Source organism: Myxococcus sp. CA051A (genome assembly GCF_013336705.1).
GTDB lineage: Bacteria > Myxococcota > Myxococcia > Myxococcales > Myxococcaceae > Myxococcus > Myxococcus llanfairpwllgwyngyllgogerychwyrndrobwllllantysiliogogogochensis.
The window spans coordinates 534915-547092 of the sequence record NZ_JABUMS010000001.1; the positions used below are offsets into that span (position 1 = coordinate 534915).

Annotated in this window: 11 protein-coding genes; 5 read left to right on the plus strand and 6 right to left on the minus strand. The window is 70.8% G+C overall.

Features of this window, described 5'->3' with window-relative positions; all coding sequences use genetic code 11:
* Positions 1 to 95: 95 nt before the first annotated feature.
* Complete coding sequence (locus tag HUA74_RS02165) at positions 96 to 1433, minus strand: alanyl-tRNA editing protein (RefSeq protein ID WP_254624865.1); 1338 nt, start codon at positions 1431 to 1433, stop codon at positions 96 to 98.
* Here HUA74_RS02165 and HUA74_RS02170 point away from each other — a divergent pair.
* A complete protein-coding gene (locus HUA74_RS02170; RefSeq protein ID WP_174453210.1) occupies positions 1432 to 2085 on the plus strand; it encodes a DsbA family protein in 654 nt (217 codons plus the stop codon). The two genes, HUA74_RS02165 and HUA74_RS02170, sit on opposite strands and share 2 nt — an antisense overlap.
* A gap of 28 nt (positions 2086 to 2113) precedes the next feature.
* On the opposite strand, the gene HUA74_RS02175 is transcribed toward HUA74_RS02170, so the two are convergent.
* From HUA74_RS02175 to HUA74_RS02185, 3 genes are read right to left on the minus strand one after another with little or no spacing between them, the layout of a single operon-like run.
* Positions 2114 to 3349, minus strand: a complete 1236-nt coding sequence (locus HUA74_RS02175; RefSeq protein ID WP_174453211.1) for a cytochrome P450 — start codon at positions 3347 to 3349, stop codon at positions 2114 to 2116.
* A 30-nt stretch (positions 3350 to 3379) separates the two neighbouring features.
* The gene (locus HUA74_RS02180) at positions 3380 to 4738 is read right to left on the minus strand and encodes a sensor histidine kinase (protein ID WP_174453212.1); all 1359 of its coding nucleotides are present in this window, start codon (positions 4736 to 4738) and stop codon (positions 3380 to 3382) included.
* Positions 4735 to 5427, minus strand: a complete 693-nt coding sequence (locus HUA74_RS02185; RefSeq protein WP_141645062.1) for a response regulator — start codon at positions 5425 to 5427, stop codon at positions 4735 to 4737. The genes HUA74_RS02180 and HUA74_RS02185 overlap by 4 nt, the downstream gene beginning before the upstream one ends.
* 108 nt (positions 5428 to 5535) lie before the next feature.
* Between HUA74_RS02185 and HUA74_RS02190 the strand changes: the two genes are divergently transcribed.
* The 4 genes from HUA74_RS02190 (at position 5536) to HUA74_RS02205 (ending at position 9496) form a co-directional block, all read left to right on the plus strand.
* Positions 5536 to 7017, plus strand: coding sequence for an ABC transporter substrate-binding protein/permease (locus HUA74_RS02190; RefSeq protein WP_254614261.1), 1482 nt, complete (start codon positions 5536 to 5538; stop codon positions 7015 to 7017).
* Positions 7014 to 7835, plus strand: coding sequence for an amino acid ABC transporter ATP-binding protein (locus HUA74_RS02195; protein WP_174453213.1), 822 nt, complete (start codon positions 7014 to 7016; stop codon positions 7833 to 7835). The genes HUA74_RS02190 and HUA74_RS02195 overlap by 4 nt, the downstream gene beginning before the upstream one ends.
* Position 7836: 1 nt before the next feature.
* On the plus strand, positions 7837 to 8592 hold the full coding sequence (locus HUA74_RS02200) for an alpha/beta fold hydrolase (RefSeq protein ID WP_174453214.1): 756 nt from the start codon (positions 7837 to 7839) through the stop codon (positions 8590 to 8592).
* 85 nt (positions 8593 to 8677) lie between these two features.
* The gene (locus HUA74_RS02205; RefSeq protein WP_174453215.1) at positions 8678 to 9496 is read left to right on the plus strand and encodes a DUF459 domain-containing protein; all 819 of its coding nucleotides are present in this window, start codon (positions 8678 to 8680) and stop codon (positions 9494 to 9496) included.
* Between the two features lie 379 nt (positions 9497 to 9875).
* Here the strand turns inward: HUA74_RS02205 and HUA74_RS02210 are convergent, their stop codons facing one another.
* Positions 9876 to 11048: a tetratricopeptide repeat protein gene (locus HUA74_RS02210; protein ID WP_174453216.1), complete on the minus strand. Its 1173-nt coding sequence runs from the start codon at positions 11046 to 11048 to the stop codon at positions 9876 to 9878.
* Positions 11049 to 11111: 63 nt separating this feature from the next.
* Positions 11112 to 12041, minus strand: a complete 930-nt coding sequence (locus tag HUA74_RS02215; RefSeq protein ID WP_174453217.1) for a Circumsporozoite protein — start codon at positions 12039 to 12041, stop codon at positions 11112 to 11114.
* Between the last annotated feature and the right edge of the window lie 137 nt (positions 12042 to 12178).

A 12178-nucleotide genomic window follows, 5' to 3' on the forward strand; every position in this document is an offset into this window, starting at 1 on the left:
CCTCCGCTCGTTTGAACGTGGCGGGGAAAATCCCTTCGGTCGGGAACTCGTGACGCGGCGCGTTGCGGGTGGGTGCGGGTATGCCCCCCCCTGGGTCAACCTCGCAGGGAGGCGACGATTGCGGGCCAGTCCGTCCCGGGAGGGAGGCGGCCTTCGGCGTGTTCGGGCCGTCCGCCGCCCCGTCCCCCAGCGGCCTCGGCGGCCCGTTTCAGGAAGGCGCCGCAGCCGAAGGTGGAGGTGGCCCCCCGGGAGATGAGCACGCAGAGGCCGTCGGGTGCGCGGCCCGCGAGGAACACCACCGCGTCGGGTCGGGAGGTGAGGCGGGTGGCCACGGCGCGCAGTTGCTCGGGGCCGGCGCCATCCAGTACGGCGACGACGTGTTTGTCGGCGGAGGCGTCCAACCGGGCGGCGAGCTCCACGGCGGTGTGCTCGGCCAGGCGCGCGCGGGCGGCGCCCAGGGCCTCGCGGGCCTCGGTCAGCTCCCGGCGCAGCTTCTCCACCACGGTGGGCACTTCCGAGGGGCCGCAGGTGAAGGCCCGCCCCATGGCGCGCAGCGTGCCCGCCTCGTCCCACAGCTCGCGCCGCGCGCGCGGGCCCGCGGAGAAGAGGACGCGGCCCTTGCCCTTGTAGCGCTCCACGCCCAGCACCCGCACCATGCCCACCTGTCCGGTGCGAGTGCAGTGGGTGCCGCCGCAGGGGGACACGTCGAAGTCGCCCACCTGGATGACGCGGATGTTGTCCGTCACCTTGGGGGCGCGGCGCAGGGGCAGCGCGGCGAGCTCCTCGGGCGTGGGGAAGAAGGCGCGGATGGGGAGGTCGGCGTCGATGATGGCGTTGACGTGCGCCTCGGCCTCGGCGACCCGCTGCTCGTCCAGGGTGTCCTGGTCCGTGTCGATGGTGCACGTGGCGCCCAGTCGCGAGGACACGGTGGCCGCGCCCGCGATATCCAGCAGCGCGCGCGACAGCATGTGCTGGCCGGTGTGCAGCGACATGTGCGCGCGCCGGCGCTCCGCCTCCACCACGCCCGCCAGCTCCATGCCGGGTGCGGGCAGCGGGCTTGTCCCCGAGACGTCCAGCAGGTGATGCACCGTGCCGTCGTCATCCACCTGCACGTCGCGCACGGCCAGACCTCCGAGCACGCCGTGGTCGGCCATCTGTCCACCCGCCTCCGGATAGAAGGCCGTGCGGTCCAGCACCACGGAGGTCGCGCCATTCCACGTGCCGTGGGCGACGACGCGCGCGGTGAAGTGGTGGAGGAACGGGTCGTCGAAATAGAGGCGCTCGGTGGACATGGTGCGCGGGAAATAACACGCCGCTGAAACTCGCGCGGCGCTGCTGTCACTCTGGTTCGCGAGGGCGACGAGCCCCGCGACGCCCGGTCCCCGAGCAGGAGGCCCGGCGTCCCCATCCACACCCAAGCGAGGTCCTCCCATGAAGTCCCGGGTCTCCGCCATCATGGCGGCCGCCGTCCTGTTGTCTTCGTTCACTCCCGCCTTCGCCCACGAGCCTTCCCCGTCGTGTGACGGCAAGTGCCCCAAGTCGAAGCCGGGCTCTGTCGACAACACCCTCATCGCCGCCACGCCGCGCGCGGACGCTCCGTCGCTGGGGCCGAGGAGCGCGTCGGTGACGGTGGAGGTGTGGTCCGACTTCGAGTGCCCCTTCTGTGCGCGGGGCGCGTCCGTCATCGCGGGCCTGCGCGAGCGGTACGGCGACAAGATTCGCATCGTCTTCCGGCACATGCCCCTGCCGACCCATGCGGACGCGAAGGTGGCGGCCGCCGCGTCCATGGCGGCGCACGAGCAGGGGAAGTTCTGGGAGATGCACGACGTGCTCTTCGAGAACCAGCGCTCGTTGGACCGGGCCTCGCTGGAGAAGTACGCGAAGGCGCTGGGGCTGGACCTGGAGCGCTTCCGCAAGGCGCTCGACACGAAGGCGTGGAACAACTACGTGGAGGCGGACTTCGTGGAGGCGCAGCGCCGGGGCATCGCCGGCACGCCCACCTTCTTCATCAACGGCACCGGGGTGATGGGCGCCCAGCCGCTGGACGTCTTCGCCGGCCACATCGACGCCGCGTTGAAGCGCTGAGTCTGGCGCGTCACTTCGCGCCGCGTCGTCAGGCTGGGTCCCACTCGACGCGCAATTGTCGGGGGCCCCGGTGCAGGAAGTTGGGCACGTAGGTGATGGCGTTGCCCGGTGCCAGTCGCAGGCCGGGCAACCGCTTCAGCAATTGCTCCATGGCCACGCGCACCTCCATGCGGGCCAGGGGCGCGCCGATGCAGTAGTGGATGCCCAGGCCGAAGCCCAGGTGCTTGCCCAGGTCCGAGCGCAAGGGGTCGCCCCGCTCGGGCGCGTGGAACGCGGCGCCGTCGCGGTTGGCGGAGGCGTAGAGGACGAGCACTCGCGCGCCCTGGGGCACCTCCACGTCGCCCACCTTCACCGCGCGCCGCGTGGTGCGCATCATTGCTTGCACAGGGGCGTCCAGCCGCAGCGTCTCTTCAATCGCGCGGGGGATGCGGGAGGGTTCCTCACTCAGCTCGCGCAGCCGCTCCGGCTCCTTCAGCACCCACGCGAGCAGGTTGCCCAGCAGGTTCGCCGTCGTCTCGTGGCCGGCGAAGTGCAACATGGCCAGCAGGCTGATGAGCTCCACGTCGCTCAGGGGCGGGGTGTCCTCGTGGCGAGCCTCGATGAGCGCGCTGATGAGGTCGTCCCTCGGTGCGAGCCGCCGCTCGGCGATGTGGCCCTCCAGGTACTTCTGGATGGAGACGAGCCCGCGCGCGCACTCCACCTGACGGGCCACGGGCGCGTTGCCCGCGGACAGGAGCGACAGGTCCTCCGTCCACCGCTTCAGCCGCTCCAAATCCGAATCCGGCAGGCCGAGGATGGCGCCGATGACGCGCGCGGGGAGCGGATAGCCGAGCTTCTCCACCAGGTCCGCGCGGCCGTCGCGAGCAAAGCCATCCAGGAGCTCCGTGGCGATGGCGCGAATCCGGGGCTCCATCGCGCTCAGGCGATGCGGGGCCAGGGCCTTGGTGACGATGACGCGCATGCGCGTGTGGTTGGGCGGGTCGTCGTCCACCAGCGCCGGAACCTGGGGATAGCCCTCCGTGAGCGCTGCGAGCACCTCGGGCGCGGGCGGCACGGGGTTCTTGAAGGCGTTGGCGGAGAGGAAGTCCTCCGGGTTGAGCACCACCGCCTTCACGTCCTCATGCCGGGAGACCACCCACAGGTGCATCTCCTCGCTGAAGTGGACGGGCGCCTCCTGGCGCAGCCGGGCGTAGAGCGGGTACGGGTCCTCCACGTGGTGGGGCTCGAAGCGGCTGACGAACGTGGGCGGCGAGGACGGGGACATGCGGCGGACTCGATTCTCCGGCGGGGCGCTTCAGGCCGCGTCCGGACGGGGCTTCGTCGAGGGGGGCGTCAGGGGCCCATCGGAGAGGTCGGGCAGACGCAGACCCAGAGGAGGAACTCGAGGCAGGCGGACGGTGAAGCAGGTGCCATTCCGGGGAGCGCTCTCCACGTGGATGCGGCCCTGGTGCGAGGTGATGATGCCGTGCACCACGGCGAGCCCCATGCCCGTGCCCTCGCCCGCGGGCTTGGTGGTGAAGAAGGGCTGGAAGAGCCTGGCCTGCACCTCGGGCGTCATGCCGATGCCCGAGTCGCGCACGCACAGCACCGCCTCGTCCGCCTCCATGCGCGTGGACAGTTGGATGCGGCCACCGTCGGGCATGGCCTGCGCCGCGTTCATGAGCAGGTTCACCACCACCTGCGCGAGCTGTCCGGGGCGCCCCAGCAAGCGCGGCAGGTCCGCCAGCGTCACCTCCACCTCGCAGCGCGACTGCACCTGGGTGCGGGTGATGCGCAGCGCGACGGCGATCTCCTCGTTGAGGTCGTACTCCTCCAGCGCCCCCGGGTCCCCGCGCGCGAAGCGCCGCAGGTCCGAGACGATGGCGACGACGCGGCGGATGCCGTCCGCGGTGGCGGGCAGCACGTCGTCCACGTACTCCCGCAGCTCCGGGGGCAGTGGCTGCAGGGCGCGCAGGTCCATGATCAGCGCGTTCACGTTGCTCTTCACGTAGCTCATGGGGTTGTTGATTTCGTGCGCCACGCCCGCCGCCAGCATGCCCAGGCTGGACAGCCGCTCCTGCTCGCGCGCGCGGCGGTGGGCCACCTCCAACTGCGCGTGCGCCTGGGCCAGCTTCTCGTGCTGGTGCGCCAGTCCCCGCAGGGCATGGTGCGTGAGGAAGACCCGGCCCTCGGAGATGAGGTACGTGAGCACGGACAGCAGCACGAAGCAGGCGGGGAGCAGCGGCGGGCACCCGTCCCAGAGCGCAGCTCCCGCCACCAGCACCAGCAGCAACCCCAGCCGGAGTCGCGCGCCCGAGTCCGCGAAGTAGTCCACCCACAGCGCGTTGAGCGGCAGGTACAGCCACACGGGCAGGGCCCAGTCGCTCGCCATGCCGTAGAAGACGGTGGCCAGCATGTTCATCGTGAAGCGCCCGGCCTCCACGACGCGGGTGTGGCGCGAGAAGAAGTTGCGTGCGAGGACCTGGTTGGCCGTCGTCACCGCCGCGAAGCCCGCCGTCACCATGAGGATGGTGCCCCACTGTCCCCAGAGGCTGGAGACGAGCAGGCCATGGATGAGGAGGCACGCCAGGAGGGTGAACCGCTTGAGCCGGCTGTTCACCCAGTCCGCGTCGATTTCGTTGTCGATGGGCTCCGCGGACGGAGTCGGGGTCATGCCTCTCCGAGCCCCCGTCGGACGACGGGCGTCGGCTCCGCCCGCATCGGCAGCTCCAGCCGCAGGCGCTGGGGACCGCCCACCTCCGCGACGAAGGACAGCCGTCCGCCGAAGCGCTCCAGCAGGCCCCCGACGACCTTCAGGCTGTCATCCGCCAGCAGGCCCGCGAAGCGCTCGATGATGGACACGGCCTGCTCCGCCGGGAACGAAGGGTCCGCCACCTGCACCTTCAGCACGAGCGCCGCGTCCGTCGGGCTCACCTCGGCGCTGACCCCCTGGTGCGCTGAGCGGAACGGAGCGTAGAGCTGGGCGAGCGTCTCGCGATGGCGCAGAAGGCCTGACAGGTACGTCACCAGCTCCGCGTCGTCCCAGGGCTTGCTGATGAACCGACAGATTTCGCCTTCGTTCACCGAGGCCACCACCGACTTGAAGTCGGCGTAGCCCGAGATGATGAGCCGCAGCGCGAGCGGATGGCTGCGCTTGATTCGTTGCAGCAGCTCGCTGCCCGTCATCCCCGGCATCCGGAAGTCCGTCAGGACGATGTCCGGACTGAAGCCCTTGAGCCGCTCCAGGGCCTCCTCTCCGTTGAACGCGAGCTGGACGTCGAAACCCTCGCGCCGCAGCAGCCGCCTCAAGGCGTGTGCCACCTGCGGCTCGTCGTCCACCACCAGCACCTTGTATGCTTCCATGACGCCTTGCTCCTCTGGCGCGGCACTCTAGTACGGGGTCCCGGAGAAAGTGTCAGGACCTGAATACTGGGTCACACCTGCACCTGCTACAGAGTGGGAGTCCCCGGAATGAATGTGAGTGCAGTGCGGCGCGGTGCCGGTGCCTTGTTCGTGCTCTCGGTGCTGATGACGTCCTGCGTCCAGAGGCAGGAGGTGGGACTGGAGCGGGTGCGACGGGCAGGCGAGCTGCGGTGGGGCGCGGATGCGCAGGGTGGGGAGCCGTACGCGATGGAGGACCCGGAGGTGCCCGGGCGCATGCGTGGCTTCGAGGTGGAGCTGGCGGACGCGCTGGCGAGGGAGCTGGGCGTGCGCGCCCGCTTCATCCAGAACGACTGGTCCAGCCTGATTCCCTCACTGGAGCGAGGCTCGTTCGACGTGGCGCTGAACGGGATTGAAATCACGCCCGCGCGCAGTGGACGCATCCTCTTCACGCGTCCGTACTTCATCTTCCAGTTGCGACTGCTGGCCCGGCGCGATGACGACACCGTCACGGGCCTTGCGTCCCTGCGAGGTCGGCGGGTGGGGACGTTGGCCAACTCCCAGGCGTGGGATCTGCTCCAGCGCGAAGGCATCCAGGCGGTGCCGTACGAAGGCGTGGAGGAGCCGTACATCGACCTGGAGCAGGGGCGGGTGGACGCGGTGCTGATGGATGACCTCATCGCCCAGCGCTACGGACAGCCCCGGGCGGGGCTGCGCGTGGTGGGAGACGTGGGCGAGGGCTACTACGCCATCGCCGTGCGGCCGGGGGATGAGGACCTGCGCGCGGCGCTGGACGTGGCGTTGGGGCACATCTCCCGCTCGGGAGAGCTCCGGCGAATCTTCGCGCGGTGGAACATCGACAGCGCGGCGCAGCAGCGGATGGTGGAGTGGTCGGATGCGCAGACGCGCGAGGTGCTCGCGCAGACGCAGGCGCCCAGGCTGGGCTGGGCGCAGTGGGTGATGTTCCTCCAGGCTTCGCTGGTGACGCTGGTGGTCTCCGTGGGGGCGATGGCGCTCGCGGTGCCGCTGGGCATGGGGCTGGCGCTGGCGCGGCTGTATGGCCCGCGCTGGCTGGGGCGGCTGGCGTCGCTGTACGTGGAGCTGTTTCGCGGCACGCCGGTGTTGTTGCAACTCTATGTCCTCTACTACGGCCTCGCGGGCGTGTTGCGACTGGATGCGCTCAGCGCCGCGGTGCTGGGGCTGGGGCTGAACTACGCGGCCTACGAGGCGGAGGTGTACCGGGCGGGGGTGCTGGCGGTGCCTCGCGGGCAGTTGGAGGCGGCGCTCGCGCTGGGCATGTCCACGCCGCTGGCGCTGCGCCGGGTCATCTTCCCCCAGGCGTTCCGCGTCGCGCTGCCGAGCGCCACCAACGACTTCATCGCGCTGCTCAAGGACAGCTCCCTGGTGTCCGTCATCTCCGTTGTCGAACTCACCAAGCGGATGACGATTACCGCGGTGGATGTTCGCAGCTGGTTGTTGCCCGGTGCGCTGTGCGCGGCGCTCTACCTGGCGATGAGCTACCCTCTGTCGCTCCTGGCGAGGCGGTTGGAAGCGAGGTTGGAACGCGGATGATTGAAGTGAAGGACCTGTGCAAGCGCTATGACGGGCGCACGGTACTGGACGGAATCAGCGCCTGCTTCGCCCCCGGTGAGGTGGTGGCGTTGGTGGGCCCCTCGGGCAGCGGCAAGAGCACGCTCTTGCGGTGCCTGAATGGACTCGAGCCGTTCGACGCGGGCTCCATCCGGGTGGGTGACGACGTGTTGACGCCTGGAGCGCAACGTGCGCGGGGCGCCCAGGTGTCCAACATCCGGCGCCGCGTGGGCTTCGTCTTCCAGCAGTGGCACCTGTTCGCGCACCGCACCGCGCTGGGCAACGTCATCGAGGCCCCCCGGTACGTGAGGGGCCTGGACGCGAAGGCGGCCACCGAGCTGGGGCGCGCGCTGCTGGAGAAGGTGGGCCTGTCGCACCGAGAGGGGGCCTATCCGTCGGAGCTGTCCGGTGGCGAGCAGCAGCGGGTGGCCATCGCCCGGGCACTGGCGATGGAGCCGGAGGCCTTGTTGCTGGACGAGCCCACCAGCGCGTTGGACCCCGAGCGGGTGGGCGAACTGGTGGAGCTGCTGTCACGACTCCGCGAGGACGGACTCACCCTGGTGGCGGTGACACACGAGATGCGCTTCGCCCGGGAGCTGGCCTCTCGGATGCTGGTGCTGCATGGCGGGCGCATCCTGGAGGAAGGTCCTCCGGCGCAGGTGTTGGAGCGGCCCCGACATGAGCGCACCCGGGCCTTCCTCGGCCTGGAGCGTACCGTGCGTCAGGAGCCGGCCGTGGAGCCCGAGCCGGGCAGAACCGGCGCCGCCGCCGTGTTCCCCGCGGCGACGGCGAGGGAGTGACATGCGCGCGGAGGTACAGCTCACGGAGGTAGGGCGGGGCGAGGGGCCGAGGGTGCTCCTGCTGCCTGGATTGGGAGCCCGTGGCTCGGGCTTCCGTGCGCTCGCCGGAGTGTTGTCCTCGGTTGCCCGTCCCGTGCTCGTCGAGTACCCGGAGGGTGAGCATGCGGCCCTGGGCGCGGGAGCCCTGGCGCGGCAGGTCCTGCGGGCCGCGGGGCCGATGGACGCGGTGGTGGCCAGCTCGTTCGGAGGCATGGTGGCCGCGCACCTCGCGGCGGCCGGCGTGGTGCGGGGCGTGGCGTTCCTGGGGTCTTTCACGCGCACGGCGCACCTCGGCCCTCGCGGCCTGCTCATCGGGATGATGGGGCCCATCGCCCTGTGGGGTCGGCCCGGTGTGGTCGCCGCGGGGCTGGCGGCGTGGCGGCCCGTCCCCTTCGCCCGAGTCCCGGAGGTGGTGCCCACCACCGCGCTGGAGCGCCGCAGCACGTGGCATCGCGCGCTCGCCATTCACGGCGAAGCGCCTCCTCCCGAGCTGCGGCGGCTGGACGTCTCCTGTGTCTGCATCCAGGGCGACCGGGACATGCTGGTGCCGCCCTCCACGCTGACGAAGCTGGGGGAGTCGCTGCCTCCCGGGACGCCCCGGCACCTGCTGCGCGGGGCGGGACACGTGCCGTACTTCACCCACCCGGAGGCGTGCGCGGAGCTGCTCAGGCCGTGGCTGGCCGGACTGTCGTTCGCGCGGAGTGTGTCGGCGGCCTGACGCGGGGAGATGCTCCTGTCCAGGGGTGGACGGAGTGAAAGGGGGATGTACGGGACGGCGGCCTGCCGCTACCGTGCGTCCCCGAATGCAGAACCGTTTCACGCGTGGTTTCGTCGTCTTCGTCGTCTTCTCCACCGGGTTCGCGTGGGCCGCTCCATCCGCACAGGATGCCGGCTCCGTGTCCGACGCCGTGCGCGCGGCCCCCGTATTGCCGTCGGCTCCCGACGCGGCGGCTCCGGTGCCTCCCGTCGCCGAGCGGCCACGCTCCGTGTTGCTGTTGGGCGACAGCCTCATCGCCACCGGCTTCGGGGACTACCTGCTGGCCAGGCTGGAGGCGCATCCGGAGATTCGCGCGTCGCGCCGCGCCCGGTCGTCCACGGGGCTGGCGCGTCCGGACTTCTTCGACTGGATGGAGGTGGGCGAGGAGGAAGTGAAGCGCCACCAGCCCGACGTGGTGGTGGTCATCCTCGGTGGCAATGATGGGCAGTCGCTGCTGGAGCGGAGTGGTGGCAAGCCGGTCCACTGGGGCAAGCCCGGGTGGGAGGACGCGTACCGTCGGCGCATCGACTCGTTCGCGAGCGTCATCGCCGCGCCGGGGCGGAAGATTGTCTGGCTGGAGCTGCCCGCGACGGGGCTGAAGCGCTTCGAGCAGAAGCTGAGCCTCATCAGGGGACTCCAGCGCGAGGTCATCAGCTCCCGCCCGGATGCGCGCTACGTCGACACGCGCGGGTACTTCACCGATGCGCACGGCAAGGCGCTGCTCCAGGCGCGCGTCGAGGGCTTCCGCAAGCCGATGAAGCTGCGCATGAGCGACGGCGTGCACTTCACCATCGCGGGCGGACGGTACTTCGCCAGCAAGGTGTACCCCGAGGTGCTCGGCGCGCTGGGGCTGCTTCGGGGCTAGCTGGCGACGCGCTAACACCCGCCTGTTGCCGCTCCCGTGAGGACCGAGCGCGGTGCCGCGCTGGTCCACCTTCCTGCAAGGGCGTTGCGGCGTTGCTGCGCACCCGCGAAGACCGAGCCCTACGCGGGTTCACCTTCCTGAAAGGACGTTGTGGCGTTGTCGCACACCCCGCGAGGCCCGAGCGCTGCGCGACCACTGTGACGCCCGCGCGCGGCAACACCGCTGCGTTGCTGCGCACCCGCGAGGACCGAGCGCTGCGGGTCCACCTCCCCGCAAGGGTGTTGCCGCGAGGACCGAGCGCGGTGCTGCGCCGGTCCACCCCTCGCGAAGGTGCGAGCCGAGGGGCCGCGAATACTCGCGGCGCCCAGGGCGAGCTGCTTCAGTGGGGCGCGAGCGCGGTGACGAGCCGATCCGCCTGCTCGCGGATGTTCTTGTCCTCGCTGGCCTGGGCGCGCCGGGCGTGGGTGACCGCCGTCGCCGCGTCGCTGTCCGCCAGCGCGAGCGCCAGGTTGAGGTGCAGGCCCGGGTCGTCCGGGTTCGCCTTCAGCGCCTCGGAGAGCACCTTCCGGGCGGCGTTGGCGCCTCCGGGCTTGGACAGGTGCAGCACGGAGAGGTCGTTGGCCGCGCCCACGTCGCCAGGAGCGAACGTCAGCGTCTCCTCCAGCAGCTTCTTCGCCTCCGCGTCGTCGCCCAGCCTGCGCCGGACCTTGGCGAGCGCCACGCGCACCTGCGCATTGCCCGGGGCCTTCTCCAGCGCCTCGCGCAGGATGCGGTCGGCATCCTCGTTCTTGCCCGCCACGAAGGCGGACAGGCCATGCAGGTAGATGGCGTCCGCGCTCTCCGGCAGCTTCAGCCGCAGCTCGATGGCCGCGCGCATCGCCGCGTCGGGCGCCCCCGCGAAGAGGCACAGCGACGCGAACTCGCGGAACAGCGACGGCTCCGTGGGCTTGCGCAGGATGGCCTGCCGCAGCGTCACCAGCGCCGGACCAATCTGGCCCTGGAGCACCTGGACACGCGAGGCCAGCAGGAAGGGGAGGTGCTCGGTGCGAGTCGCCTCGGCCGCCTCCTGGTACGCCTTGAGCGCCGCGTCCAGGTTGCCCGTCCCCTGGTGCGCCTTGCCCAGGTACGTGAGCGTCTGGGCATTGCCCGGCTGCATCGCCAGCGCATGCTCCAGCGGGCTGACGGCCTGCGCGTACTTCTGGTGCGCGAGCAGCCCCCGGCCGTGGTTGAGCACCTCGAAGAATCCCGCCGTGGGCTGCGCGGCGAGGGCCGCGAGCAGCTCCAGCGCGCTCGCATCCCCCTTCTCGGCGTTCATCCGCGCCAGGTGGCTCAGCGCTTCGGGATGCGTGGGGTGGAGTGAGACCAGTTGGTCCAGGAGGCCGCGCGCCGCGTCCTCGTCGTGCTGCGCGAGGCGCAGACGCGCGAGGCCGAGCAGCGCGCTCGCGTCCTGGGGGTCCTGGTCGAGTGCGAGCTGGAACTCACGGGCCGCCTCTTTGAGGAGGCCCTGCTTCATCAGTCGCGCCGCGGAGGTAGCCAGCTTGGAGACGGCCATGGGTTCGCCAACTCTAGCCCAGCCCCGGGGGGCCAGGCATCGCCGGAATGCTCCGGATTCACATTACAGGCCGAGGAAGTCGCCAACGCCCTCGATGATGTCCTTGCCCTTGTTCACCGCGCCGGAGAAGACGTCGCCGGCCGCGTCGACCACCGCGCCACCCGCGTTGATGGCACCCTCGGCCACGTTCTCCAGGACCTCGCCACCCGCGGCGGCCGCCGTCTCACCCACGGCCTTCAGCACGTTGCCCGCGTTGACCGAGCCCTCGATGTCCACACCCAGGCCCAGGCCCGCGGTGGCCTCGACGCCCACGTCGAACTCCAGGTTGCCGTTGTTCAGCCCGACGTTGGCGTGCGCGTCGCCGCTGACACCCGCGCTGGCGCTGGCGGTGATGCTGCCGGAGGCCAGGGTGTCGCCCTCGTGCTTCAGCTCGATGGAGCCGGTGAGGCTCGCCTGGGCACCCGCGAAGCCCGACGCGGAGGCGTTGATGGACAGGTTGCCGTCCGTGCCCACGTGCAGGTCCAGGTTGATGTGGCCCTCGGCGCCAATCTTGCCCATGGCCTCCAGGTCCAGCTCCACCGAGTACTTCTCACCGGCGATCTCGAAGTCCACCGTCTTGGAGGCCCCGGCGCCCGCTTCCACCAGCGTGGCGTCGATGTCCACCGCGAGATTCACATCGATGCCGGACAGGCCCACGTCCGCGTCCACCTTGGCATCCGCCGTAAAGGTCGGCCCCTGCGCGTACGCGCGGGTGTCGATGCCACCAGGACCCTTGCCGGTCACCTCGGTCCGCGCGCCACCCGCCTCGAAGCTGGACTGGCCGCTGACCACGTTGCCGCGCGGCTGCTCCACGTTGCCCTGCGTCTGCGTGTCCACGCGCGAGTTGCGCTGCTGGGTGCCGTTCCGGGGCGCCTGCTCCTCGCGCACGGGCGGGGGCGGCTCACGACGCGGAGGGGGCGGAGGCGGGCGGTAGGCAATGCGCGGGGGGGACATGAAGGGCTCCGTCTGGATTTCCGCGACGCCCGAAGTGGCGCCATGTGCCTTCATTCTCTGAAACCCCGACTACGAGTTTCCTCGCATCCTTCATTTTTTGAGAATCCGTCCAAGGCTCCGCCCGGACGTGGAGTCGA